Annotated in this window: 22 protein-coding genes, 3 tRNA genes, 3 rRNA genes, 1 other RNA gene and 1 other annotated feature; of the genes, 5 read left to right on the top strand and 24 right to left on the bottom strand. The window is 43.0% G+C overall.

All coding sequences use genetic code 11. The annotated features are described in order from the left end of the window. Positions 1-11 precede the first annotated feature (11 nt). The 17 genes from tmk to tadA form a co-directional block, all read right to left on the bottom strand. Positions 12-650 carry a dTMP kinase gene (gene tmk, locus MHB69_RS00210; protein ID WP_034284135.1) on the bottom strand — a complete coding sequence of 213 codons (639 nt, stop codon included), beginning with the start codon at positions 648-650 and terminating at the stop codon, positions 12-14. Further along, positions 647-2,056, bottom strand: a complete 1,410-nt coding sequence (locus tag MHB69_RS00205; protein WP_034284133.1) for an aminotransferase class I/II-fold pyridoxal phosphate-dependent enzyme — start codon at positions 2,054-2,056, stop codon at positions 647-649. Before MHB69_RS00205 ends, tmk begins: the two co-directional genes overlap by 4 nt. 77 nt (positions 2,057-2,133) lie before the next feature. Continuing rightward, positions 2,134-3,198 carry a toxic anion resistance protein gene (locus MHB69_RS00200; RefSeq protein WP_034284132.1) on the bottom strand — a complete coding sequence of 355 codons (1,065 nt, stop codon included), beginning with the start codon at positions 3,196-3,198 and terminating at the stop codon, positions 2,134-2,136. Positions 3,199-3,216: 18 nt separating this feature from the next. Beyond that, on the bottom strand, positions 3,217-3,831 hold the full coding sequence (locus tag MHB69_RS00195; RefSeq protein ID WP_342495882.1) for a 5-bromo-4-chloroindolyl phosphate hydrolysis family protein: 615 nt from the start codon (positions 3,829-3,831) through the stop codon (positions 3,217-3,219). Between the two features lie 131 nt (positions 3,832-3,962). Continuing rightward, positions 3,963-4,154 (bottom strand): sigma factor G inhibitor Gin, encoded by a 192-nt coding sequence (locus MHB69_RS00190; protein WP_024425620.1) that lies wholly within the window; start codon positions 4,152-4,154, stop codon positions 3,963-3,965. A 171-nt stretch (positions 4,155-4,325) separates the two neighbouring features. Then, positions 4,326-4,441: ribosomal RNA gene (gene rrf, locus MHB69_RS00185) — 5S ribosomal RNA — on the bottom strand. Positions 4,442-4,502: 61 nt separating this feature from the next. Continuing rightward, positions 4,503-7,433: ribosomal RNA gene (locus tag MHB69_RS00180) — 23S ribosomal RNA — on the bottom strand. Positions 7,434-7,531: 98 nt separating this feature from the next. Next, a tRNA-Ala gene (locus MHB69_RS00175) sits at positions 7,532-7,607 on the bottom strand. A 14-nt stretch (positions 7,608-7,621) separates the two neighbouring features. Then, positions 7,622-7,698, bottom strand: a tRNA-Ile gene (locus MHB69_RS00170). 95 nt (positions 7,699-7,793) lie between these two features. Continuing rightward, a 16S ribosomal RNA gene (locus MHB69_RS00165) occupies positions 7,794-9,342 on the bottom strand. The 16S, 23S and 5S rRNA genes sit together here with 2 tRNA genes alongside, the layout of an rRNA operon. 274 nt (positions 9,343-9,616) lie before the next feature. Next, the gene (locus tag MHB69_RS00160) at positions 9,617-9,880 is read right to left on the bottom strand and encodes a pro-sigmaK processing inhibitor BofA family protein (protein ID WP_034284261.1); all 264 of its coding nucleotides are present in this window, start codon (positions 9,878-9,880) and stop codon (positions 9,617-9,619) included. A gap of 66 nt (positions 9,881-9,946) precedes the next feature. Beyond that, a complete protein-coding gene (locus MHB69_RS00155) occupies positions 9,947-10,171 on the bottom strand; it encodes a YaaL family protein (RefSeq protein WP_034284262.1) in 225 nt (74 codons plus the stop codon). Positions 10,172-10,189: 18 nt separating this feature from the next. Further along, positions 10,190-10,786 carry a recombination protein RecR gene (gene recR / locus MHB69_RS00150; RefSeq protein ID WP_003218094.1) on the bottom strand — a complete coding sequence of 199 codons (597 nt, stop codon included), beginning with the start codon at positions 10,784-10,786 and terminating at the stop codon, positions 10,190-10,192. 15 nt (positions 10,787-10,801) lie between these two features. Beyond that, on the bottom strand, positions 10,802-11,125 hold the full coding sequence (locus MHB69_RS00145) for a YbaB/EbfC family nucleoid-associated protein (protein WP_008342011.1): 324 nt from the start codon (positions 11,123-11,125) through the stop codon (positions 10,802-10,804). A gap of 26 nt (positions 11,126-11,151) precedes the next feature. After that, positions 11,152-12,864: a DNA polymerase III subunit gamma/tau gene (gene dnaX, locus MHB69_RS00140; RefSeq protein ID WP_342495881.1), complete on the bottom strand. Its 1,713-nt coding sequence runs from the start codon at positions 12,862-12,864 to the stop codon at positions 11,152-11,154. Positions 12,865-13,194: 330 nt separating this feature from the next. Next, positions 13,195-13,459, bottom strand: an RNA gene (gene ffs, locus MHB69_RS00135) — signal recognition particle sRNA large type. A gap of 76 nt (positions 13,460-13,535) precedes the next feature. Continuing rightward, positions 13,536-14,012, bottom strand: a complete 477-nt coding sequence (tadA, locus tag MHB69_RS00130) for a tRNA adenosine(34) deaminase TadA (RefSeq protein ID WP_034284264.1) — start codon at positions 14,010-14,012, stop codon at positions 13,536-13,538. A gap of 79 nt (positions 14,013-14,091) precedes the next feature. Between tadA and MHB69_RS00125 the strand changes: the two genes are divergently transcribed. The 4 genes from MHB69_RS00125 to MHB69_RS00110 all read left to right on the top strand — a co-directional run bounded on the left by MHB69_RS00125 (position 14,092) and on the right by MHB69_RS00110 (position 17,358). Continuing rightward, complete coding sequence (locus MHB69_RS00125; protein ID WP_034284265.1) at positions 14,092-14,646, top strand: isochorismatase family cysteine hydrolase; 555 nt, start codon at positions 14,092-14,094, stop codon at positions 14,644-14,646. A 45-nt stretch (positions 14,647-14,691) separates the two neighbouring features. Continuing rightward, positions 14,692-15,993 carry a glycoside hydrolase family 18 protein gene (locus tag MHB69_RS00120; RefSeq protein WP_342495880.1) on the top strand — a complete coding sequence of 434 codons (1,302 nt, stop codon included), beginning with the start codon at positions 14,692-14,694 and terminating at the stop codon, positions 15,991-15,993. Between the two features lie 85 nt (positions 15,994-16,078). Further along, positions 16,079-16,702 (top strand): deoxynucleoside kinase, encoded by a 624-nt coding sequence (locus MHB69_RS00115; RefSeq protein ID WP_024425759.1) that lies wholly within the window; start codon positions 16,079-16,081, stop codon positions 16,700-16,702. Further along, complete coding sequence (locus MHB69_RS00110) at positions 16,699-17,358, top strand: deoxynucleoside kinase (RefSeq protein WP_003218104.1); 660 nt, start codon at positions 16,699-16,701, stop codon at positions 17,356-17,358. The genes MHB69_RS00115 and MHB69_RS00110 overlap by 4 nt, the downstream gene beginning before the upstream one ends. Before the next feature lie 89 nt (positions 17,359-17,447). On the opposite strand, the gene MHB69_RS00105 is transcribed toward MHB69_RS00110, so the two are convergent. The 5 genes from MHB69_RS00105 to pdxS form a co-directional block, all read right to left on the bottom strand. Beyond that, positions 17,448-17,540 (bottom strand) — tRNA-Ser (locus MHB69_RS00105). A gap of 325 nt (positions 17,541-17,865) precedes the next feature. Beyond that, on the bottom strand, positions 17,866-18,696 hold the full coding sequence (locus MHB69_RS00100) for a methyl-accepting chemotaxis protein (RefSeq protein ID WP_024425758.1): 831 nt from the start codon (positions 18,694-18,696) through the stop codon (positions 17,866-17,868). 101 nt (positions 18,697-18,797) lie between these two features. After that, positions 18,798-20,072, bottom strand: a complete 1,275-nt coding sequence (serS, locus tag MHB69_RS00095; protein WP_024426746.1) for a serine--tRNA ligase — start codon at positions 20,070-20,072, stop codon at positions 18,798-18,800. A gap of 49 nt (positions 20,073-20,121) precedes the next feature. Continuing rightward, positions 20,122-20,338, bottom strand: a binding site (T-box leader). 53 nt (positions 20,339-20,391) lie between these two features. Continuing rightward, positions 20,392-20,982 carry a pyridoxal 5'-phosphate synthase glutaminase subunit PdxT gene (pdxT, locus tag MHB69_RS00090; protein WP_025092700.1) on the bottom strand — a complete coding sequence of 197 codons (591 nt, stop codon included), beginning with the start codon at positions 20,980-20,982 and terminating at the stop codon, positions 20,392-20,394. A gap of 20 nt (positions 20,983-21,002) precedes the next feature. Then, on the bottom strand, positions 21,003-21,887 hold the full coding sequence (pdxS, locus tag MHB69_RS00085; RefSeq protein ID WP_039175840.1) for a pyridoxal 5'-phosphate synthase lyase subunit PdxS: 885 nt from the start codon (positions 21,885-21,887) through the stop codon (positions 21,003-21,005). Positions 21,888-22,133: 246 nt separating this feature from the next. On the opposite strand from pdxS, the gene MHB69_RS00080 reads away from it, so the two are divergent. After that, positions 22,134-23,612, top strand: a complete 1,479-nt coding sequence (locus MHB69_RS00080; protein ID WP_342495879.1) for a PLP-dependent aminotransferase family protein — start codon at positions 22,134-22,136, stop codon at positions 23,610-23,612. Positions 23,613-23,653: 41 nt separating this feature from the next. Here the strand turns inward: MHB69_RS00080 and MHB69_RS00075 are convergent, their stop codons facing one another. Next, positions 23,654-24,979, bottom strand: coding sequence for a D-alanyl-D-alanine carboxypeptidase family protein (locus MHB69_RS00075; protein ID WP_065214475.1), 1,326 nt, complete (start codon positions 24,977-24,979; stop codon positions 23,654-23,656). A gap of 160 nt (positions 24,980-25,139) precedes the next feature. Beyond that, positions 25,140-26,606 (bottom strand): IMP dehydrogenase, encoded by a 1,467-nt coding sequence (gene guaB / locus MHB69_RS00070; protein ID WP_024426749.1) that lies wholly within the window; start codon positions 26,604-26,606, stop codon positions 25,140-25,142. Between the last annotated feature and the right edge of the window lie 46 nt (positions 26,607-26,652).

Below are 26,652 nucleotides of genomic sequence, written 5' to 3'. Positions count from 1 at the left end.
TGGGAATTAGGTCATATTTGATTTTGCTTTAATGTGTCCTGAATCAATTGAAGGACTTCTTTATAGACAGCCTGCATCGGCTGAGACGCATCCACTACACGGAATCGTTCTGGCGATTGTGCAATAAGCAGTTCATAGCCTTCTCTGACAAGCTGGTGGAAATTTAGCGTCTCCATGTCTAATCGATTCTTTTCTCTTCCCTGGTTGGCATCAATTCGCTTTAGCCCTTCCTCAGGTGTAATTGAAAAATAAATGGTCATTTGCGGCATCGTGCCATTGATAGCAAAGTCGTTAATTGACTTTACTTCTTCAATCCCAAGCCCTCTCGCATAGCCTTGATAAGCAAGGGAGCTATCAACAAAACGATCACATAAAACCGTCTGCCCGCGCTGTAATGCCGGTTCTACCTTCTCAGCCAAATGCTGCCTTCTTGCGGCTGCATACAGCAAAGCTTCTGTTTTCGCATCCATTTTTGTGTTTTTTTCATTTAAAATGACTTCACGAATCTGCTCTGCAATGTCAATGCCGCCAGGCTCACGTGTCGCCATCACTGCATATCCTTGGCGTTCCATTTCTTCATACACTTTTCGAATCACTGTCGTTTTTCCAGCACCCTCTGGCCCTTCAAACGTAATAAACATACCGCTCATAGTGTCTCCTCTTCTATATAAACATATAATTTTCTCTGATGAATCACCTGACTGGCTTGAACATGAACCTGATGTCCAAGCAAACGGCTTAAAGCCGCAATCTGATCGATTTCAATACGCTCTCCCTTAACGATCAAAGGAATACCCGGTGGATATGGAATAACCGATTCTGCACTAACCCGTCCTGCTGCATGTTCAAATGGGACGGCTTCTATATCCTGTCTATGCTCCTCGTTGTCATCAGCCAGCGCCTCTCTTTGGAAATGATCTTTTCCTTTGAGCAATGAATTGCTTTGATTAAGAACCTGCTCTATTCGTTTAAAAGGTATATCCTTCTTCTGTTCAAAACCAAAGACAAGTAAAACCTGATGTTCGTCCGCAAGCTCTGGGTGAACCTCCACTGATTCAAAAACTCGTTTTAGTTCATAACCAGTCAGCCCTTTTGTTGATCGAATCACACATTTTAATGGATCGTTAGAAAGCAATTCAGACTCGACCACTTCAAGCTGAGGTATACGGTTGAACTCATTTTTCAGCTCTGCCAGCCCTTTCATGATTCCATCCAAGATCCCTTTTTTCTTGATCTCCTCGACATAAGCTCTTGCCACATCTAATGAGGCCATAATTGGATAGGATGGAGAACTGCTTTGAAGCATCGTGAGGAATGTTTTCAAACGTTTTGCATCCATTCGCTCCCCCTGTAGATGAAGGTAGGATCCCATCGTCATGGCCGGAAGGGTTTTATGTGCTGATTGTACCACCACGTCAGCTCCATAGGAAAGAGCAGATGGGGGAAAAGCGCCGCCTAATACAAAATGTGCACCATGTGCCTCATCAACCAAAACGATCATGCCTGCTTCGTGGCACATGTCAATTAGCTTTGATAAATCAGCTGCATGTCCGTAGTAGTTCGGATAAGTCAAAACGATCGCCCGGCAATTAGGGTGTTTGGATATGGCTTTTTTGACTGTTTCATCCGTCACATGTGTTGGTACATGCAGGTGTGGATCTACCTCAGCTTCTACCATAATAGGCGTGGCTCCTGCAAGCTCAATCGCATGGTAAACAGACTTATGACAATTTCGCTGGACGAAAATCTCATCTCCCGCACGACAGGCTGCCATCACCATCGCTAAATTTCCGACAGTTGTCCCATTCACAAGGAAAAAGCTTTGATCTGATCCATATAGCTTTGCCAATAAATGTTCAGCCTCTTGAATAACACCAGTTGGATGATGGAGATCATCTAACCCTTCAAGCTCTGTTACATCCAGCTGAAGAATTGAGTCATAATAAGTCCGTGCCTCATCAAAAAAGACATCTCCATTGTGATGTCCTGGAACGTGGAAAGAATAAGGTTTCTTTTCCGCATGTTGTGCTAATGCTGTATATAAAGGTGTTTTCAAACAAATCGACCCTTTTCACTTTAACGGTATCTTATGTCTATTATAACGTTCATACAAGGGAACCGAAAGATGGATTCTCATTCCTTAATTGGCTGGTGATTCGTCATCTGCTGTTCTGCCTCATACATGCTGTTTTTCAATTGGGCTCGCTCTTGGCTTCCATGCTCTTTCACCTGTAACGTTTCCTGTAAGGTTTCAGCTAATTGGCGTTGAACCTTTTTCAACGTATCTATAGGTGCAAAAGCTGCATCTTCAAGAAGCTCCCCCTGCTGCTTTGATACCTTTTCATATGTTTTTTTGATTCGATTCTCAAGAGCTGAATTGGCACGCTGCTGAATATGCGTTAACGCAATCGACATTTGGTTGATCCATAGAGGAATAGATGCAGAAACAGTTGATTGAATGTGATTGGCCAATGTATGATTCGTATGCTGGATCATTCGAATTTGGGCATTACATTGCAACGCAATTTGCCGGCTTAGCAGCAAATCATATTTCCGTTCTTTCAACCTCTCCATATATTCTTCTGCATTGACTTCCTGACTCATCAATTGCTCCTCTATAGTCCGATTACCAGTCTGCTCCGTTTCTGATATGATCTGCTTCTCTAAAGTTGTTATTTTCGCTTCAACTGCTGCAACCTGCAGCGTCATCTCTTGGAAAAAGGTTTGATTTTCTTCAAATAAACGCTCTAATAACATGTGATCGGAAATTAATCCGCCTTTTGCGTAACGAAGCCTTGCTGATAATCTCTCGATCTGTGATTTTGCATGTTGAAAACGCGATATGATTTCCTGAGTAGAACGCTTCTCCCGCCGAAATAACTTCGAAAAAAAGCCCTGCTTCTTTGGCAGTAAGTCCTCCGGTTCTACTACATGCAGCTGGTGCAAAAAGGCCTCAAGCGCGTCTCCTATTTGATCGATATCTTTTTTCTCAACATATTTCATCATTTGTTGTGATTGTTCCAATAATCGTTCCTGAACACGTGTACCATAGAAAAGCAGCTTTTGCGGATTGTCAGGGATTTGCTCAGCACGCTGCAAGGCTTCTTGTTTCTCCTCATCAGATAAGGTATCAAACACTTGAAACTGAAGATCTGTAGTGGCAGCAGATGATGTTGGGATGTGATCTTCTGGTTTCATTACGTTTGACTCCTTTCATTATTTCTTTATCATTTTATCTGCCACTTCAAGCTCAATATGAAGGGCTTCTATGTCTCTTCCTAATACTTGCTGCAAATCATTCGTCAATTGCTTTTGCAGTTCTGTCAGCGTCACCCGAGTTTGGCTCAGTGTCATTTCCAGCTCATGACCGCGATCAGGCTGGTTATACAATAATGCATATTTTTCAGTTAGTTCAACGACAGAATCCAAGCTTTCGAAATAAAAACGCTGTGCATCATAAAATCGGGTCGGCTCTTTTTTTATAATCGTATAGATTCGTCGTGCAAGTCGGAGAATTTCATAATTATGTTTGATCGTCTGTACGTTCTTCACAGCAAATAAAGCCTTCTTTAAACGTACGAGCTTTTGTCCTGCTTCTTTTAAATGCCGTTTGATATATACATAATCACTACGAGACAGTCCGTGTTTCTTTAAAAACAACTGGAAAGCAACCCATCTGCTCCCTGCAAACATTACGCCCCACCCCATCATCGCATACAGTATCGATAGTCCAACATGATGATGGAAAACCCCAATACTGACGGTTAAAATCACAAGCGAAAAAAAAGTAGAGAGGATGGCCCATATAAATGTATAAAAGATTGATTTCATGTTCATCGACTCCTATGAATAATCAGGCTCTCTGTTTATCTTATTATTAATTACGTATGATGTCCAAACTAAGTTCCAAAAAACAGGCCCAATAATCCTCCATAGCTCATAAAAAAAGACCATCTAATGGTCTATGAATACAAAGGCGGCGTATGAAGATTTTTAAGCTTTCTAACATAATCGGCATAGCTAGGATCCGAGGTCGATGTAGAAATTAACTTTCTCTCACATTCTCGGCACAAAAACTGATGATATAAATAAATTCCCTTTGTTTTTTTCTCTTCACAAATCAAACAAATCGCTTCTCGCTCTTTTTTGCTCATTGTGACACCTCCACTTATAGCTTCAGTATGCCCTAGCGCTTTCAATTGTATACAAAATTAAGAATGTTTTAGATGGTAGTTTAGTATATGTATCCATGTCAGATCGAGTGTTTGTTCCTTTTCTTAAAAAACAAAAAAGACCAGTTCCGACTGGAACTGATCCTAATAGAAGCTTGGCGGCGTCCTACTCTCACAGGGGGAAACCCCCAACTACCATCGGCGCTGAAGAGCTTAACTTCCGTGTTCGGTATGGGAACGGGTGTGACCTCTTCGCTATCGCCACCAAACCTGATGGAGAGAATGTTCTCTCAAAACTAGATAACAATGTTCATGCTTCACATTAGAATATAGGTTAAGTCCTCGATCTATTAGTATCTGTCAGCTCCACGTGTCACCACGCTTCCACCTCAGACCTATCAACCTGATCATCTTTCAGGGATCTTACTTCCTTGCGGAATGGGAAATCTCATCTTGAGGGGGGCTTCATGCTTAGATGCTTTCAGCACTTATCCCGTCCGCACATAGCTACCCAGCGATGCCCTTGGCAGAACAACTGGTACACCAGCGGTGCGTCCATCCCGGTCCTCTCGTACTAAGGACAGCTCCTCTCAAATTTCCTGCGCCCGCGACGGATAGGGACCGAACTGTCTCACGACGTTCTGAACCCAGCTCGCGTACCGCTTTAATGGGCGAACAGCCCAACCCTTGGGACCGACTACAGCCCCAGGATGCGATGAGCCGACATCGAGGTGCCAAACCTCCCCGTCGATGTGGACTCTTGGGGGAGATAAGCCTGTTATCCCCGGGGTAGCTTTTATCCGTTGAGCGATGGCCCTTCCATGCGGAACCACCGGATCACTAAGCCCGACTTTCGTCCCTGCTCGACTTGTAGGTCTCGCAGTCAAGCTCCCTTGTGCCTTTACACTCTGCGAATGATTTCCAACCATTCTGAGGGAACCTTTGGGCGCCTCCGTTACATTTTAGGAGGCGACCGCCCCAGTCAAACTGCCCACCTGACACTGTCTCCCTGCCCGATAAGGGCAGCGGGTTAGAAGGTCAATACAGCCAGGGTAGTATCCCACCGATGCCTCCACCGAAGCTAGCGCTCCGGTTTCCAAGGCTCCTACCTATCCTGTACAAGCTGTACCAACATTCAATATCAGGCTGCAGTAAAGCTCCACGGGGTCTTTCCGTCCTGTCGCGGGTAACCTGCATCTTCACAGGTACTATAATTTCACCGAGTCTCTCGTTGAGACAGTGCCCAGATCGTTGCGCCTTTCGTGCGGGTCGGAACTTACCCGACAAGGAATTTCGCTACCTTAGGACCGTTATAGTTACGGCCGCCGTTTACTGGGGCTTCAATTCGCACCTTCGCTTACGCTAAGCGCTCCTCTTAACCTTCCAGCACCGGGCAGGCGTCAGCCCCTATACTTCGCCTTACGGCTTCGCAGAGACCTGTGTTTTTGCTAAACAGTCGCCTGGGCCTATTCACTGCGGCTTCTCGGGGCTTTAACACCCTAAGAAGCACCCCTTCTCCCGAAGTTACGGGGTCATTTTGCCGAGTTCCTTAACGAGAGTTCTCTCGATCACCTTAGGATTCTCTCCTCGCCTACCTGTGTCGGTTTGCGGTACGGGCACCTCTCACCTCGCTAGAGGCTTTTCTTGGCAGTGTGGAATCAGGAACTTCGCTACTAAATTTCGCTCGCCATCACAGCTCAGCCTTTACGGGAAACGGATTTGCCTATTTCCCAGCCTAACTGCTTGGACGCGGATATCCAATACCGCGCTTACCCTATCCTCCTGCGTCCCCCCATTGCTCAAATGGTGAGGAGGTGGTACAGGAATATCAACCTGTTGTCCATCGCCTACGCCTTTCGGCCTCGGCTTAGGTCCCGACTAACCCTGAGCGGACGAGCCTTCCTCAGGAAACCTTAGGCATTCGGTGGACGGGATTCTCACCCGTCTTTCGCTACTCATACCGGCATTCTCACTTCTAAGCGCTCCACCAGTCCTTCCGGTCTGGCTTCACAGCCCTTAGAACGCTCTCCTACCACTGTTCGTAAGAACAGTCCGCAGCTTCGGTGATACGTTTAGCCCCGGTACATTTTCGGCGCAGAGTCACTCGACCAGTGAGCTATTACGCACTCTTTAAATGGTGGCTGCTTCTAAGCCAACATCCTGGTTGTCTAAGCAACTCCACATCCTTTTCCACTTAACGTATACTTTGGGACCTTAGCTGGCGGTCTGGGCTGTTTCCCTTTCGACTACGGATCTTATCACTCGCAGTCTGACTCCCAAGGATAAGTCATCGGCATTCGGAGTTTGACTGAATTCGGTAACCCGGTAGGGGCCCCTAGTCCAATCAGTGCTCTACCTCCGAGACTCTTACCTTGAGGCTAGCCCTAAAGCTATTTCGGAGAGAACCAGCTATCTCCAGGTTCGATTGGCATTTCACCCCTACCCACACCTCATCCCCGCACTTTTCAACGTGCGTGGGTTCGGGCCTCCATTCAGTGTTACCTGAACTTCACCCTGGACATGGGTAGATCACCTGGTTTCGGGTCTACGACCACGTACTCATGCGCCCTATTCAGACTCGCTTTCGCTGCGGCTCCGCATCTTCTGCTTAACCTTGCACGGGATCGTAACTCGCCGGTTCATTCTACAAAAGGCACGCCATCACCCGTTAACGGGCTCTGACTACTTGTAGGCACACGGTTTCAGGATCTATTTCACTCCCCTTCCGGGGTGCTTTTCACCTTTCCCTCACGGTACTGGTTCACTATCGGTCACTAGGGAGTATTTAGCCTTGGGAGATGGTCCTCCCGGATTCCGACGGAATTTCACGTGTTCCGCCGTACTCAGGATCCACTCTGGAGAGAACGACATTTCAGTTACAGGGCTGTTACCTTCTTTGGCGGGCCTTTCCAGACCTCTTCGCTTATATCATTCCTTTGTAACTCCGTATAGAGTGTCCTACAACCCCAAGAGGCAAGCCTCTTGGTTTGGGCTGTTCCCGTTTCGCTCGCCGCTACTCAGGGAATCGCATTTGCTTTCTCTTCCTCCGGGTACTTAGATGTTTCAGTTCCCCGGGTATGCCTTCTCATACTCTATGTATTCAAGTATGGATACTACTCCATTACGAGCAGTGGGTTTCCCCATTCGGAAATCTCCGGATCAAAGCTTGCTTACAGCTCCCCGAAGCATATCGGTGTTCGTCCCGTCCTTCATCGGCTCCTAGTGCCAAGGCATCCACCGTGCGCCCTTTCTAACTTAACCATTTCTTACTTTAGAAAGAATCACTATGTGTGATGAACTTTGCATTGCATTCAATGTGAATGTATTACTTATTGTTATCTAGTTTTCAAAGAACACGTTGGTGGAGCCTAGCGGGATCGAACCGCTGACCTCCTGCGTGCAAGGCAGGCGCTCTCCCAGCTGAGCTAAGGCCCCGATTTAATAGAAGATGGTGGGCCTGAGTGGACTCGAACCACCGACCTCACGCTTATCAGGCGTGCGCTCTAACCAGCTGAGCTACAGGCCCATCTTTCATATCGAAGATATGATGTTGTAGGATCTTTTGCAAGTTCCTTCAAAACTAAACAAGACGAAAACGTACGCTGCTCCATATATCCTTAGAAAGGAGGTGATCCAGCCGCACCTTCCGATACGGCTACCTTGTTACGACTTCACCCCAATCATCTGCCCCACCTTCGGCGGCTGGCTCCATAAAGGTTACCTCACCGACTTCGGGTGTTGCAAACTCTCGTGGTGTGACGGGCGGTGTGTACAAGGCCCGGGAACGTATTCACCGCGGCATGCTGATCCGCGATTACTAGCGATTCCAGCTTCACGCAGTCGAGTTGCAGACTGCGATCCGAACTGAGAACAGATTTATGGGATTGGCTAAACCTTGCGGTCTTGCAGCCCTTTGTTCTGTCCATTGTAGCACGTGTGTAGCCCAGGTCATAAGGGGCATGATGATTTGACGTCATCCCCACCTTCCTCCGGTTTGTCACCGGCAGTCACCTTAGAGTGCCCAACTGAATGCTGGCAACTAAGATCAAGGGTTGCGCTCGTTGCGGGACTTAACCCAACATCTCACGACACGAGCTGACGACAACCATGCACCACCTGTCACTCTGTCCCCGAAGGGAAAGCCCTATCTCTAGGGTTGTCAGAGGATGTCAAGACCTGGTAAGGTTCTTCGCGTTGCTTCGAATTAAACCACATGCTCCACCGCTTGTGCGGGCCCCCGTCAATTCCTTTGAGTTTCAGTCTTGCGACCGTACTCCCCAGGCGGAGTGCTTAATGCGTTAGCTGCAGCACTAAGGGGCGGAAACCCCCTAACACTTAGCACTCATCGTTTACGGCGTGGACTACCAGGGTATCTAATCCTGTTCGCTCCCCACGCTTTCGCTCCTCAGCGTCAGTTACAGACCAGAGAGTCGCCTTCGCCACTGGTGTTCCTCCACATCTCTACGCATTTCACCGCTACACGTGGAATTCCACTCTCCTCTTCTGCACTCAAGTTTCCCAGTTTCCAATGACCCTCCCCGGTTGAGCCGGGGGCTTTCACATCAGACTTAAGAAACCGCCTGCGAGCCCTTTACGCCCAATAATTCCGGACAACGCTTGCCACCTACGTATTACCGCGGCTGCTGGCACGTAGTTAGCCGTGGCTTTCTGGTTAGGTACCGTCAAGGTGCGAGCAGTTACTCTCGCACTTGTTCTTCCCTAACAACAGAGCTTTACGATCCGAAAACCTTCATCACTCACGCGGCGTTGCTCCGTCAGACTTTCGTCCATTGCGGAAGATTCCCTACTGCTGCCTCCCGTAGGAGTCTGGGCCGTGTCTCAGTCCCAGTGTGGCCGATCACCCTCTCAGGTCGGCTACGCATCGTCGCCTTGGTGAGCCATTACCCCACCAACTAGCTAATGCGCCGCGGGTCCATCTGTAAGTGACAGCCGAAACCGTCTTTCATCCTTGAACCATGCGGTTCAAGGAACTATCCGGTATTAGCTCCGGTTTCCCGGAGTTATCCCAGTCTTACAGGCAGGTTACCCACGTGTTACTCACCCGTCCGCCGCTAACATCCGGGAGCAAGCTCCCTTCTGTCCGCTCGACTTGCATGTATTAGGCACGCCGCCAGCGTTCGTCCTGAGCCAGGATCAAACTCTCCGAAAAAGTACAAAACCGAAGTTTTGCTTTTCGCCAGTTTGACTGACTACCTATGAAGTTTCATAGGATTTTTTTATAAAAACTCGAATTAACAGGTACGTTTTGTCTTGTTTAGTTTTCAAAGAACTTGTTTACCGCTTCAGAAGCGACTAGAACATCTTATCACATCCAAGTTGTTAGTGTCAACAACTTTTTTGTTATTATGTTTTTTCGTTTCTTCGTCATCAGCGACGTATATTAATTTACCACCCTATCCAATCAAAGTCAATAATATTTTTCATTAAATAATAAACTTTTCAATGACGATTAAAGCTGCTACGCCCGGAATACCCAATAAACCACTAATTCCACTCGTTACAGGGTTAATAGAGACATGTAATCCTAGACTCTCGCCAAATAAGTTGAGGCAAAATAAAAAAAGAGCGCCTGCTACAAACTTCACTCCGATAAGCCCTAACCATTTGAATGGATTCGCCTGCACACCTGACATAAACAACAATAGCACAGCTAGCAAAATTGACCCGATCACAATAACAGGTTCCATAATCCTCTCATCTCCTCTTCATATGAATAGTACAAGCATATGAGAGGACTATGTATAATAGACCTGCTATTTCCAGTTGTTTAAACGTAAATTCCTCTTTTTCGCTTCTCTCAGATAGAAAAAGTACTTCGCTTGAGCAAGCTTTAATTCGAATAGAATGTCCGGTGAAGGCTCAACGCTATTTGCGACAAGCTTTTTTTGTCTGTTCCATTCTTCCTTTTGCTTAAAAAGCTCTTGAATTAATTTCTCATCGAATTCTTTTCGAATTGATTTTCTGCGAAGAAAACCCATGTACCGTACTTCTCCTTCCTACATCTCACGTCTGCCTTCTAGAGCCTTAGACAGTGTAACTTCATCCGCATACTCTAAATCCCCGCCTACTGGAAGTCCGTGAGCAATGCGAGAGAGTTTAATTCCTGATGGTTTTAACAATCTGGAGATATACATGGCTGTTGCTTCTCCTTCAATGTTTGGATTGGTTGCAAGGATCACCTCTGTCACTTGATCGTCTTGCAATCTTTTTAATAGGTCAGGAATTTTAATATCCTCTGGGCCAATTCCGTCCATTGGCGAAATGGCACCATGAAGCACATGATATAAGCCGTTGTATTCTTTCATTTTTTCCATTGCGATTACATCTTTTGGATCCTGCACTACACAGATAACAGATTGATCTCTTCTTGTATCTTCACAAATATAGCAAGGATCTTGGTCTGTGATATGACCGCATACCGAACAATAAGTTAAATTACGCTTTGCATTTACAAGCGCCTTCGCAAAATCTAGTACGACATCTTCTTGCATACTAAGAACAAAAAAAGCCAGACGGACCGCAGTTTTCGGTCCGATTCCTGGCAATTTCATAAAGCTGTCAATCAGCTTTGATATTGGTTCAGGATATTGCATCTTCAGTTATTCCTCCTAGAATAAACCTGGCATGTTCATTCCTTTTGTGAATTGACCCATCGTTTCATTCGTTAGCTCATCGACTTTTTTCAATGCATCGTTTGTCGCAGCAAGTACAAGATCTTGAAGCATATCGATATCTTCTGGATCAACAACTTCTTCATTAATTGCTACATCAACGACTTCTTTTTGTCCATTTACTTTTACAGTGACCATACCGCCACCAGCTGTACCTTCAAGGACTTTTTCTGCAAGCTCTTCTTGAGCCTTCGCCATATCCTTTTGCATTTTTTGCATTTGTTTCATCATTTTTTGCATATTTCCCATTCCACCGCGCATATGAACACCACTCTCTTTCATTTTTATTAATCTTTAATTTCAATTAAATCGGTTCCTACTAATTTCTTTGCTTCCGCAATCAATGGATCCTCTTCAGAAGAAGTTTCCTGACCATCTGCTTGTTCATCCGGCTGATGATCTCTTAAAAATTCTTCTCTTATTTTACCCCATTGAGCGTCAGGAACGCCAACTAATTCCACTCTTTTTCCTAACATAGACTCTAGCAGTTGTTCAAGATTGGTCCGAACACCACTTTTATCTTCAGCAACCATTTTACAATGTATTTCAAATTTGAATTTTAAAACAAAGGCATGCGAAGCAGCCGCAACTGGCTCACTGTCCGTTAATAACGCAGCGTGAGACACCTTATTCTGCTGTTTCAACTGGGCAAGGAGCTCTCCCCATTTGCCTTTAATTTTTTCTAACTCAGGCCGTTTCGCTTCTTTTAGAATCTCATGAATTCGGCCGACAGGAGCACGATAGCCATTTTTGTTACTTGTTTGTGGTCGAGGCGCTTCCCTTTTTTCTTGAGGACTATGAGATGGAGACATTGGTACACCTTCGGCTCTTAGCCTTGATAGTTCCTGTTCCAGCCTGTTTATTTTATCTGTTAGCGCCGTTAAATCAGCGTCAGCATGACCTTGTGTCAATCCTGCTGTTGACTGACACAGCTTTACAACAGCTACCTCAAAGAAAATCCTTGGATGATTTGTCCATTTCATTTCTTGGTGGCTTTTATTCAGGACTTCAATGGTTTCATACAGAAATTGAGGTGTCACACGATCTGACAGCGCCACGAAACTTTCGTCGACCTTTACCTTTTCAAGGACCCCCTCGAGATCTGGTGCCGTTTTATAAAGCAGCATATCTCTAAAGTAAAAAATCATATCCTCTATTAATTTAGCAGCATCTTTCCCCTGCTGGAGCAACCCATTTAATGTATCTAACGCTGTCGCAATATTTTGATCAAAAATTGCTTCAGCAAGCTGACTAATGAAATGCTGAGATACAGCACCTGTAATGAGCAGCGCATCATCAATTGTCAATTGTTCACCACTAAATGAAATCGCTTGATCCAAGAGACTTAGTGCATCACGCATACCGCCATCAGCTGCACTAGCAATAATCTCGAGCGAACCCTCCTGTACGTTAAGGCCTTCTGCATCTACAATTTTCTCCATTCTTCCAACAATATCTTTAGTCGTGATTCGTTTGAAATCAAATCGCTGACAACGAGATATGATGGTAAGAGGAATCTTATGGGGCTCTGTGGTAGCCAAAATAAAGATACAATGAGCAGGCGGTTCTTCCAGCGTTTTAAGGAGGGCATTAAATGCACCGATAGAGAGCATATGTACTTCATCTATAATATAAACCTTATACGTAACCGCCGAAGGAGCAAATTTCACTTTATCACGTATATCACGGATTTCATCTACCCCGTTATTCGAGGCAGCATCTATTTCAATCACATCTGAAATTGAACCGTTTGTAATCCCTTTACAGGCATCACATGCATTACACGGCTCACTAACAGGTGACTTTTCACAGTTCACTGCCTTAGCAAAGATTTTGGCAGCACTTGTTTTACCTGTTCCTCTAGGACCTGAAAATAAGTAAGCATGAGAAAACTTTTTCTGCAAAAGGGCATTTTGCAACGTTTTTGTGATGTGTTCTTGTCCAACAACATCCTCAAAAACTTGAGGTCTGAACACTCGATATAAAGCTTGATAACTCACAAATACGCCCTCCTCCATTTATCATCTTTTTCATTATACATGATGCACCGATCAATTCAAAAGCACACCTTTATTTTCTAATATGCCAAAAAGATGATTTCAACTATAGATTTTCTACTTTCCATGCATTAAAAACGTATTTTCTAGCTTTGTAAAAAGACCCGAAACCCCAAAAAGAACACCAGTTCTTATTGCGATTAGTGAAACAAACAAATGGAACCAAAAAGACTTTTTATCTATTTGTATAACCAAAGCAATTCAGCTATTCTTTGAACAGCAACAAAAAACTCACCTAGTTAAACTAGATGAGTTACATTTAATATTGATTTACCGTGCACCTTCTGTCGATTCGCTACCCCAAGCGTTACTTAAACAGTTAGCTCGGCCCAGGCAACCCTGCGGCACATGAGAGGTTTCACTTAATGCTGCTTCCTTCCGGACCTGACATGGTTCATGAATTCCCATTGCGCAGGACCCAGACGTCAACACCACTTATTTAAGGCAGACCTTGAAGTAAACGAACCTCGAGAAGGGATTCGGCCTCGCTAGAGCGGATTGCGAGTACAGGGCACCGCTACCTCCCCGCTTAGCACGGCAAAATGAATATTAAATTGTTAGTGACGCAGAAATAAGTATACCTTCTTATAGCTCAAATTGCAAACGGCATCCATTCATTTACTTTTGGCTTGTTTCTTTCGCTGACGGAGATTTCGGAAGAACTGACTTAACAGCTCACCACACTCATTTTCAAGTACACCACCGATGACCTCAGACTGATGATTGAACCGTTCATCATCCAGTAGATTCATTAAAGTACCTGCGCATCCACCTTTTGGATCGTATGCACCAAAAACGACCTTTTTCACTCTAGAGAGAACAATAGCACCCGCACACATTGGGCATGGCTCAAGCGTAACGTAAAGCACAGCATCTTCTAAACGCCAGCTCCCTGTCGCTTTACATGCTTCATCAATAGCAAGTAATTCTGCATGTGCAATCGAACGCTGCTCACTTTCCCTTAAATTATGAGCCCGGCTCACAATTTGATCATCAACAACAATGATCGCACCAATCGGCACTTCCCCTATTTGTTCTGCTTTTAAGGCTTCAGAAATGGCTTCTTGCATAAACTGTTCATCTTTCGTCATAGCACGGCTCTCTTTTCATGTTTTTTAAAAGGAAATTGAGGTTAACATATTATCACAATCTTTTAAAGGGGGTCTTATTTTGTCAAAGCACCAAAAGGCGCTGCTTATTATCGACATGATTAATGATTTTGATTTTGAAATGGGACATGTGCTTGCAGAAAAAACAGAGCAAATGACCAATAAAATTTTAGCTCTTAAACAACATGCTTTCAAGGAAAATTGGCCAATCATTTATATCAACGATCACTACGGACTTTGGAAGGCTGATATCCAAGCTGTTCTGGAAACATGCAAAAACGAAAGAAGCGCTCCTATTTTAGAGAAAATGACACCATCTAAAGATAATTACTTCTTAATTAAACCTAAGCATTCTGCCTTCTACGGTACTGCACTAGAGACACTCTTAAATGAATTAGGTGTTGAGGACATTATTCTAACTGGAATTGCCGGAAACATTTGCGTTTTGTTCACTGCAAATGACGCATACATGCGAGAATACAATCTAATTGTACCTAAAGATTGTATCGCTTCAAACGACGACAGAGATAACGACTACGCTTTAACAATGATGGAGAACGTTCTTCTAGCCAAAATCACTACCGCTAAGGAAATCACGAATGAAAATCAAACATGATTTAGCCATAACCCTCATAAATTGTTAGCAATAACAAAGGGGGCGTTGACTATTCAAATTTATGTTGTCAAAAGAGGAGATACTTTAAACGACATTGCTATGCGTTTTAAAACGACAGTCAATGAAATCATCCGTACTAACGAAATCGAAACACCAAATCAACTCGTCATTGGACAAACAATTGTCATTCCAATTAGAGGTCAATTTTATGAGGTCAAACAAAATGACACACTATATCAAATTGGTAGACGGTTTCAAATCTCAGTGGAAGAATTGGCACGCGTGAACAGAATTCGGCCTGAAGCGATACTGCCTGTTCGTTTCTTGCTCTATATTCCACAAAGACCGAAAAGGAACATTAATTCCAATGCTTATATTGAACCACGGGGAAATCAAGTCAGTGAAAACTTAAAGCAGGCAGCTAGAGAGGCCTCCCCATACTTAACCCATTTAGACGTCTTTAGTTTTCAAGCACAAAGAGATGGGACACTGCGAGAACCACCGTTAGACCAACTACCCCAGATTGCCGCTCAGAACAGAACTGTATTAACCATGGTGGTGACAAATCTAGAGAATGAAAAATTCAGTGATGAACTTGGGCGTATTCTTTTAACTAACCAATCTGTCAAAACGGCATTTTTAAATGAAATTGTTCGTGTTGCCAAAAAGTATCAATTCAAGGAAATCCATTTTGATTTTGAATATTTACGCCCTGCTGATAAAGACGCTTATATTCAATTTTTAAGAGAAGCAACAGCCCGTTTCCATCAAGAAGGATGGACAATATCTGTTGCACTTGCACCAAAAACAAGTAGTCAGCAAAAGGGCAAATGGTATGAAGCCCATGACTATGAAGCGATCGGTAAGATCGTCGATCACGTTGTATTGATGACCTATGAATGGGGGTACAGCGGCGGCCCTCCACAAGCTGTCTCTCCAATTGGACCTGTCCGCCAAGTCATTGAATATACACTAACTGTCATACCTGCCAATAAAATTGTAATGGGGCAGAATTTATACGGCTATGATTGGACACTTCCTTTCGTCCAGGGCGGTCCCATAGCCAAAGCCGTCAGTCCTCAACAAGCAATTGCACTTGCTAGAGAGCACAATGTCTCTATCTTATACGACGAAACAGCACAAGCACCCCATTTTCGTTATACAGATGCCAACAACAAAGAGCATGAGGTCTGGTTCGAAGACGCTAGATCAATTCAAGCAAAGTTCAACCTCATCAAAGAGCTAAATTTGAACGGCATTGCTTATTGGAAATTAGGTCTATCTTTCCCACAAAATTGGCTCTTATTATTAGATCAATTTAATATTGAAAAAAGAACGACATCGTAATCCATTCACTCTATCTATTAGAAGGGGTATGGTACAATATACATTGGTTTGACAACTTTAACTTTATAGATAGAGGAGAACGCCTATGTATCCTGCCCCTTTTATTGCAGTGGAAGGCCCGATTGGAGCCGGAAAAACAACTTTGGCTACAATGCTTGCGAAGGAATTTCAATTTCCTTTAGTAAAAGAGATTGTAGAAGAAAATCCATTCTTAGATAAATTTTATGAAGATATGGAACAATGGAGCTTTCAGCTTGAGATGTTCTTTTTATGCAATCGGTTCAAACAGTTAGAATCAATTGAAGAAAACTATGTGAATAAACAGCAGCCAGTTGTCACTGATTATCACGTCTATAAAAATATGATATTTGCAGAAAGAACATTATCAAAAAAGCACATGGATAAATACAGAAAGATCTATCACCTGCTAACAGACGATCTTCCTAAACCAAATGCCATGATCTATATAAAAGCCAGCCTTCCCACCTTACTTGAAAGAATACAGATGAGAGGACGCTCTTTTGAAGAAGACATTGACCCAGCTTATTTAAAAACACTCATTGAAGATTACGAGCTGGCTATTGAACATTTAAAACAGACTGAGCCAGGGCTTCCTATCATTACAATTGAAGGAGATCATACAGACTTCGTTTCCTCACAGCAAGATTACCAGCAAATTGTACAGAACATAAAGGAGCAAGTGCTATGAACAATATCGAAATACCAAAGGACGCAGTCATCACAATTGCCGGGACTGTTGGTGTCGGCAAATCAACTATGACCAAAACAATAGCGGACAAGCTAGGGTTTCAAACCTCTCTTGAAAAAGTAGATGATAACCCATATTTAGAGCCTTTTTATTCAGATTTCCAAAGATGGAGCTTCCACTTACAGGTCTATTTCTTAGCTGAGCGTTTTAAGGAGCAAAAGCGGATTTTTGAATCTGGCGGAGGATATGTACAAGATCGTTCCATTTATGAGGATACTGGCATTTTTGCAAAAATGCATGCGGACAAAGGTACGATGTCTGAGGTTGATTATGAAACGTATACAAGCCTATTTGAGGCGATGGTGATGACACCTTACTTCCCTCACCCTGATGTCCTCATCTATCTACACGGGGATTTAGATCATATTTTACATCGTATTGAGGAACGCGGCAGAGAGATGGAAACTCAAACTGACCGGGCTTATTGGGAAGAAATGTACACTCGATACACGGAATGGATCGAACAATTTGATTTATGCCCAGTGATTAAAATTAATATTGAAGATTACGACTTACTTCATGATGAAAGCTCACTTGATCCCATTCTTCATGAAATAGCTTCTGTTATTCAAAAAAATCGCTCTAAAACAAAATAAAAAAAACCGCTGCATTCGCGAAATGCAGCGGTTTGACAATTTCCAATTTTTATGCTTGCGTTCAATTCAACTAAGGTAAAAAATCAATATGGCGGAGGAAGAGGGATTCGAACCCCCGCGGGCTTTGACACCCCTGTCGGTTTTCAAGACCGATCCCTTCAGCCGGACTTGGGTATTCCTCCGTATCGACAAGAATTAATATACCATATCATTTTATTTGAAGTCAACATCTTTTCGAAAAAAATTTCAATATGTGATTTCGACATGATATTTGCCTATAAAAAAGCAGCCATTGATGGCTGCTCCAGATTGTTGACAAAGGGCTAAAATGATTTTGATTTTAGCCCTTTGTCTTCTTTTCAGCGTGATAGAAAACCTTTGCAGTCTAGGAAGGGCGAGCACCGGAGCGGAGCGAATTTGACATTCGTGAGCACCGAAGCGCAGACCTGACAACGAATGCGAGGGTTTGTCTACACGCTGAAGCAGCCATTGACGGCTGCTCTTGATCTATTTCGTATCCTGTCTAATTTCTTCAATAAACTGATTCATCTCTACTTTAAACTCATTTAATGACTCGATAATCTTCGTAAAGTCTGTCACTTGTTTGGCTTGTTCATTTGTTGAACTGCTGATTTGTGAGATGTTTTCAGACAAAGTGCCAATGCTGTCTTGGATTTCTTTTAAAAATGTATTTATGGTTTCAGCCGCTTCCTTCGAGCCATCTGATAATTTGCGAACTTCATCAGCAACGACAGCAAACCCTTTTCCGTTCTCGCCTGCTCTTGCGGCTTCAATTGCAGCGTTTAAACCGAGCAGATTTGTTTGTCTAGCGATCCCGCCAATGGTTTTGACGACTTCTTCAATATTCGCAGATTTCTCTTCCGCTCTTCCTGCCTGTTCGCTTATTTCTAAACTTGTGGCAGCCAGCTCTTGAGAATGTGCAGCAATTTGCTCAATTCCACCTTGGAGTTCTTTCGCTACTTTATTGATTTGCTCCATATAACCGCTTAATTTCTTTTCACGATGATGTGAAAATGCCACTAAAAAAGAGCCAATTACTTTTCTATCTTCATCAAAAATCGGGTAACCTTTTACAGCAATTTCATAACCATATAAATGCTCTGGTAAATGACCGTCATATTCTTGTCCTCTTAATGTCGTCGCCACATTTTGGTCTTCTGGGTTCAATGGGTCTCCAACTTTCATACCAAAATCTATTGTGTTAGACGGGTAATAACAAAGTATCTTCTCTGTATCTGTGATGCCGAAAAGAATACTTTCATCTAGTACCTTTCTAAGTAAATGAGCCATTTCAACATAATAGTCAAGCCTATTCAAGGTTATTCCTTCTTTCCTAGAAGCTTTTAATTTTTTTATCGGCTAAATTCAGGAAAACTGTAGGACTTTTGGTAAAAAGAAAAAGATGCCTTGACGGCATCTTATTTCATCACTTCTTTATTTCCCATATAAGGACGCAGTACTTCAGGAATGATCACTGTGCCGTCCTCTTGTTGATAGTTTTCTAAAATAGCCGCTACGGTTCTTCCTACCGCTAATCCAGATCCATTTAATGTGTGGACATGTTCTGGCTTCGCTTTAGGTTCTGGACGGAAACGAATGTTTGCACGTCTTGCCTGGAATGCTTCGAAGTTACTGCAAGAAGAAATTTCACGGTACGTATTCTGGCTCGGAATCCACACTTCGATATCGTATTTCTTCGCAGCTGTGAATCCTAAATCTCCCGTACACATGCTCATGACACGGTATGGCAGGTTCAATAGCTGAAGAACTTTTTCTGCTTGATTTGTTAGTTTCTCTAATTCTTCATAAGAATCTTCTGGTCTGACAAATTTCACAAGCTCTACCTTGTTAAATTGATGCTGACGGATGAGTCCACGTGTATCTCTTCCAGCAGATCCAGCTTCTGATCTAAAGCAAGCACTGAATGCTGCATAGTTGATTGGCAGCTGTTCACCTTCGAGAATTTCGTCACGATGCATGTTCGTAATTGGCACTTCAGCTGTTGGAATGAGGAAGTAATCTTCTTCACGTATTTTAAAGGCATCCTCTTCGAATTTTGGAAGCTGACCAGTTCCTGTCATGCTTGCTCTGTTGACCATATAAGGTGGAAGCACTTCAGTAAAACCAAACTCATCCACATGTAAATCGAGCATAAAGTTATACAATGCGCGCTCTAAGCGGGCACCAAGCCCTTTATAAAAAACGAAACGGCTTCCTGTCACTTTTCCTGCACGTTCAAAATCAAGGATTTTTAGCTCATCAGCTACGTCCCAATGTGGTTTTGGCTCAAATGAGAAGGCTGGCTGTTCGCCCCATTTTCTCACTTCCACGTTGTCGTCTTCTGTTTCACCAACTGGTACAGAGTCATGAGGGATATTTGGAATTGAGAACAGGATGTGCTGCAGGCTTTCTTCTACTGTTCTTAGCTCATCATCCAGCTTCTTGATCTCATCTCCTACCTCACGCATTTCTTGAATAATGTGATCGGCGTCTTTCTTTTCTCTTTTTAGAACGGCCACTTGCTGTGATACTTCATTTCTTCGGCTCTTTAATTCTTCTGTTTTCCCGATTAATTCTCTTCTTTTTTGATCTAGCTCACCAAACTTATCAAAATCCGCTAAATCTTCGCCTCGGTGTGCTAATTTTTCTTTGATTTGATCAAAGTCCGTGCGCAGTTGTTTAATATCAAGCATGTGTAACACTCCTTTTTTTATCGAAAAATAAAAAGAGCCCTCATCCCATGAAAGGGACGAGAGCTCTCGCGTTGCCACCCTGATTGAAAACATGCAGAAGCACGCTTTCCTCTTTCCTCTGTAACGGTATCACCGTAAATGCTTACTTCTCGTGTTTCAGCATTTCGCTCAAGGATGGATTCAGAATGCATCTTTCACCGATTCTCACCAACCATCGGCTCTCTGAGAAAGAGGGGCTTCTTACTATTTCCCGTCAACGCTTTTTCGATCTTTGATTGTGATTTTAATGTACTATAAGTTTTATCTCTTTTCAACCGTTTTATACAGCAAGCTTCGTTTTGTAGGACTTCACCATGTCTACAAACAGCTGTGTTAACCGGTGATCGTCTGTCAGCTCTGGATGAAAAGAGCAGCCTAAGATATTGTTTTCTTTCGCCATCACAATCCTGCCATCATATTCAGCCATGATTTCTACGTCATTATCTGCGCTGATGATATGAGGCGCACGGATGAATACCCCTGTAAACGGCGCATCCAGTCCTTTTACTTTTAAATCTGCTTCAAAACTGTCTACCTGTCTGCCAAAAGAGTTCCGTGCAACAGATACATTTAACAGGCCAAGATGAGCATCTTCTCGATCTTCGATATGCTTAGCCAGCATAATCAAACCGGCACATGTCCCGAAAATCGGTTTCCCTTTAGCAGCGAACGCTTTGATCGGTTCAATGAATTGATACGTATCCATAAGTCTCCTCATCGTCGTACTTTCTCCACCAGGGATAATCAAACCGTCAACGGATTCTAGCTCTTCTACACGTTTGATGATCTTTCCTTCTGCGCCGCAGGCTTCAATCGATTGAATATGCTCTCTCACCGCTCCTTGAAGCCCAAGTACACCAATTGTCAGCATGTTCGTTTGCGCTCCCTTAATTACCAGCCACGCTCTTGCATACGTTCTTCTGGTAGTAGATTTGAAATTTCAATTCCTTTCATAGCTGTTCCAAGCTCTTTTGAAAGTTCTGCAATGAGACGGTAATCAGTGTAATGAGTCGTTGCTTCAACAATCGCTTTTGCAAATTTAGCGGGATTGTCTGATTTGAAAATACCAGATCCGACAAATACACCGTCTGCTCCAAGCTGCATCATTAATGCAGCATCTGCTGGTGTCGCAACGCCTCCTGCTGCAAAGTTCACAACTGGCAGCTTGCCATCTCTTTTGATTTGCAGCAATAATTCATAAGGCGCGCCAAGATTCTTGGCTTCTGTCATCAGTTCATCTTCACTCATAGCCGATACTTTACGAATCTGAGCATTGACCTTTCTCATATGACGCACAGCTTCTACGATGTTGCCTGTCCCAGGTTCTCCTTTTGTACGAAGCATAGAAGCGCCTTCTGCGATACGGCGGGTTGCCTCACCTAAATCGCGGCATCCACAGACAAAAGGTACTGTGTATTCATTTTTATTTAAATGGAATTCCTCATCTGCGGGCGTCAGCACTTCACTCTCATCGATATAATCAACACCAAGTGCTTCAAGAACACGAGCCTCGACGATGTGGCCGATACGTGCTTTTGCCATGACTGGAATCGTTACTGCATTTTGTACTTCCTCTACGATTCTTGGGTCTGCCATACGGGCAACACCGCCTGCTGCACGGATATCAGCTGGTACTCGTTCTAGTGCCATGACTGCCACCGCACCTGCTTCTTCTGCAATTTTTGCCTGCTCCGCATTGACGACATCCATAATGACGCCGCCCTTTTGCATTTCTGCCATTCCACGTTTCACTCGTTCAGTTCCCTTATTGCTCACAATAGTTTCCTCCCATTTGTCTATTCGATTCATTCAACATCTTTATCATACAAGCGAGGAAGTATAACAATAAAGAGAATAGTATAACAATTCAACCAGCGGATAAAAAAGAATAAACCCTTGTATATAAAGGATTTTTAGCTAAAAACATGTCATTTTCTCTTTCAAGTGTGATTTACATGCTATAATGCAACTATAACAATTAAAATTCATGTATAACAATTTTGCATTCTATGGAGGAATTTCATGCATATTGATATCCATCGACACTCTGATACATCTCTTTCAAATCAAATTTACTTTTCAATCATCGATCACATTCAATCGGGTTTGCTTCAGCAAGGAGAAAAGCTGCCAACTGTCCGTGATTTAGCTAAGCAGCTCAATGTGAGTCTTGTCACGGCAGCTAAGGCATATACCCGATTAAAGGACGATGGATATTTAACGACAGTGCAAGGTAAAGGAACTTTTGTGGATGAGCAGCAAGAGCAGGCAGAAACCCCGGTTCCATCATCTACTTCTTTCGATTGGCAGTTATCGATTCCAGATTATTTACCACGGTCTCAATTCGCCCAGTATCACTATGTCGAAGAAGCCATTAACCTTTCTTCCTCTATGATCGATCCAGGTCTTTTGCCAAACCGGTATTTAGAAAAAGAAATGCAGCATGTGCTAGCCAGACATCCTCAAATCATGTCGAAGTATGGTGAAATACAAGGTGATCTTCAGCTGCGACAAGTCATTCAGTCCTTTTTAGAAAAGTTGGATGTGCCGTCTACCCCTGAAAATATCCTTGTAACAAGTGGTTCTCAGCAAGGGCTTGATTTGGTGGCACGTACGTTTATTGGTCCGGATGATGTGGTTGTCATGGAAGCACCGACCTATCCTGGGGCCATTGATGTCTTTATGGGCAGAGGAGCAAGAATCATTACCGTCCCTGTCGATCATGAAGGAATGAACATGAAGCAGCTTCAAAGCATTTGTGATAAATATAAACCGAAGCTGATCTATACGATTCCTACTTTCCACAGTCCAACAGGAGCCAGTATGTCGATGAAGCGTAGAAAACAGCTTCTCTTACTGGCTCAAAGCATTGATTGTCTCATTGTAGAAGATGACCCTTATCGTGAGCTTTATTTTGAAAAGAAGCCGCCAGCACCTATTAAAAGCTTGGACCATGATGGACACGTCATTTATTTACGAGGATTAAGTAAAACACTGGCTCCAGGATGCAGAATAGGGATTATCACCGCATCAGGCTCAATATTTAACCGCTTATTAGCTGCAAAGGCCAATAATGACTTAGGCAGCCCTCTCCTCACACAAAAGGCTATATTGCCGTTTCTGACATCGAAGAAAATGATTGATCATACGAAGAAGCTAAGAACCGCCTTGAAGGTGAGACGCGATTTGATGATGGATGTGTTAACGAAGCACGCACCGAAAGATGTAACGTGGCAAATTCCACAGGGCGGTCTCAATTTATGGCTCAGCTTTCCTTCCTGGGTCGATACACGAGCACTGTTACATGAGGCCCGTAAGCAGCAAATTACTTTTCTACCTGGCTCTGTCTGCTATCCTGGAGAGCCGAAACAGAATTATATCCGCCTCAGCTTTTCTTATGTGAATGAAAAAGCACTGGCCGAGGGCGTGGAAAAGTTATGTGGTATTTTTCAGCAAGCCTTGTCCACTCCTCAAAATCAGAAGCAATCGCTCTTCTTTTAACGATAAAAAAACTGCTCTCGTGTATAGAGAGCAGTTTTTTATTAGAACCAGCCTTTTACTGTGTCAACGATTCCGCCCCAAATGCCAGCGAAGAATCCACCTACACCACGCATTGCAAGGATGAACCAGTTTGCTTTTTCATCGCTTGTTTTCGTCACAAGCTCAACACCTGATTGGTCTTTATTTAAATAACCGTAGTCCTTCTCATCACCAGAATAAGAAGTCGTCAGCATGCCAACCTTCGTTCCTTTTTTAATAGGCGCTTCTAGTTTCTTTTTCTCGATATTTACTTTTGCTTTATAGCTCTTTTCGTCACCATTTTTTACTGGCACAGAAAATGCTTCTTTCGTCACAACAGGTACTTCTTTATCTTTGCCTTTATCCACTTCGATGTTTTCATGTCCTTTAATTTGTTGACCTTTTTTGTACATTTCTTTCATCGTGAAGTTTTTAAACGCATAGTCGAATAGTTTTTTTGCCACGTCGAAACGTGCTGTATGAAGATTACCTTTTGCATTCAAGATAACTGCGATGACACGCATGTCACCTTGTTTTGCTGTACCTGTGAAGCTAGAACCGGCTGAATCTGTAGATCCTGTTTTCAGCCCGTCTACACCTTTATATTCCTTCACAAGTCCTTTAAGCATGAAGTTCCAGTTAGGCATGTCCATTTCATCGTCAGTGCCTTCTCTGAACTTTGTTTTCGCAATACTTGCTGTTTCAAGAATTTCTGGATGGTCTTTGATGAGATGCTGTGCAAGCAAAGCCATATCTTTTGCAGATACTTCACTTTCTTCATCAGGACCTGTACCTTTTGGCTGTTGGCCATGTAAGTCTTTATTTTCCAGACCAGTTGCATTCACAAATTTGTAGTTTGTTAAACCAAGTTCTTTTGCTTTTGCGTTCATTTTTTCAACAAACTTCGATTCTGATCCAGCGATCACTTCTGCTAAACCAATCGCTGCTGCATTTGCCGAATAAATAGCCGTTGCTTGATAAAGTTCTTTTACTGTATACGAACCATCTTTTCTCAAAGGAACATTGGATAAGCTGCGGTCCTGAGAAATTTCGTATACATAATCATCTGGCGTATACTTTTGATCCCATTTCACTTTTCCTTCAGCAATTGCCTCTAGTAATAGATACTCTGTCATCATTTTTGCCATACTTGCAATAGGCAGTCTTTGATCTGCGTTTTTACTATAAAGAATTTTACCTGTAGAAGCTTCAATAAGGATCGCTGCTTTCGCATTCACACTGAATGGATCTTCAGCAGCTTTTGCTTTGGACATTGGTGTAAATGCTGTAACAATCAATGCCAATGCAAGGATAGAGACCATAAGCTGTTTCATCATCTTGCTGTTCAATCGTCATACCTCCGTATTCATCTTTTTTCGACGTTTTTCATATATATGTAATCCACAAGGGCTTATCTCAACACAACAGTATAAATTTTATCACAATAAAGACAAAAAAAATAGACAGAGTCATAGACCCTGTCAAATGTAATTTGATTGTCACAATTTATCAAGAAATTGTGTAGTTTGGTGATTCTTTTGTAATTTGTACATCATGTGGATGACTCTCACGAAGTCCTGCACCCGTCATACGAATGAATTGTGCTTCTTCTCTAAGAGTGCGTAAATCTTGCGTTCCACAATAGCCCATACCAGAACGAATACCGCCAACTAGTTGATACACTGTATCAACGACTGGCCCTTTGTATGGTGTACGGCCTTCGATACCTTCAGGAACGAATTTTTTATTATCTTCTTGGAAGTAACGATCTTTACTTCCTTTTTCCATTGCAGCGACAGAACCCATACCACGATAAACTTTGAAACGTCTACCTTGGAAAATTTCTGTTTCTCCTGGGCTTTCAGATGTACCAGCTAGAAGGCTTCCCAGCATAACAGCATGTCCGCCAGATGCTAATGCTTTCACGATATCACCTGAATATTTAATTCCACCATCTGCAATAATAGCTTTACCATGTTTTCTTGCTTCTGTTGCACAGTCATAGATCGCTGTGATTTGTGGTACACCGACACCTGCAACAACACGTGTTGTACAAATAGATCCTGGTCCGATACCAACTTTCACAATATCTGCTCCTGCTTCAAACAATGCTTTAGTTGCTTCAGCTGTTGCAACATTACCAGCAATGATGTTAAGAGAAGGATACGTTTCACGGATTTTCGATACAGTGTTTAGAACACCTTGAGAATGACCGTGTGCTGTATCAATGACAATGACATCCACATTGGCTTCGACTAATTTTTTCACACGTGTCATTGTATCGCCAGTGACACCAACAGCGGCACCAACAATTAAACGGCCATGTGCATCTTTAGAGGAGTTAGGGAATTCAATCACTTTTTCAATATCTTTGATTGTGATAAGACCTTTTAACGTTCCTTCGTCATCTAAAAGAGGTAATTTTTCAATCTTGTACTGCTGTAGGATTTTTTCAGCTTCTTCTAATGTTGTACCAACAGAAGCTGTCACAAGTTCCTCTTTTGTCATCACGTCGCTAATCTTCATTGAATAATCCGAAATAAAACGAAGGTCACGGTTCGTAATAATACCAACAAGCTTTTGGTCTTGTTCGTTGTTGACAATCGGCACACCTGAAATACGGTATTTACCCATCAAATGCTCTGCATCAAATACTTGATGCTCTGGTGTTAAGAAGAATGGATTTGTAATAACGCCGCGCTCTGAACGTTTTACTTTATCCACCTGTTCTGCTTGCTGTTCAATGGACATGTTCTTATGAATAATACCAAGACCACCTTGACGTGCCATTGCAATCGCCATTTGTGATTCCGTCACTGTGTCCATTCCCGCACTGATAATTGGAATGTTTAGCTTTAATGTGCTTGTTAGCTCCACTGATAAATCGACATCACGCGGAAGTACTTCAGACTTTGCTGGAACAAGCAAAACATCGTCAAACGTCAAACCTTCTTTTGAAAATTTACTTTCCCACATTAGTAAATCCCCCTCTTTTCGGCAAAATATTATATGTAGATTATCA

Origin of the sequence: Bacillus sp. FSL K6-0994 (genome assembly GCF_038630815.1) — a bacterium.
GTDB lineage: Bacteria > Bacillota > Bacilli > Bacillales > Bacillaceae > Bacillus > Bacillus safensis.
This window is presented reverse-complemented; position numbering and strand designations above follow the sequence as displayed.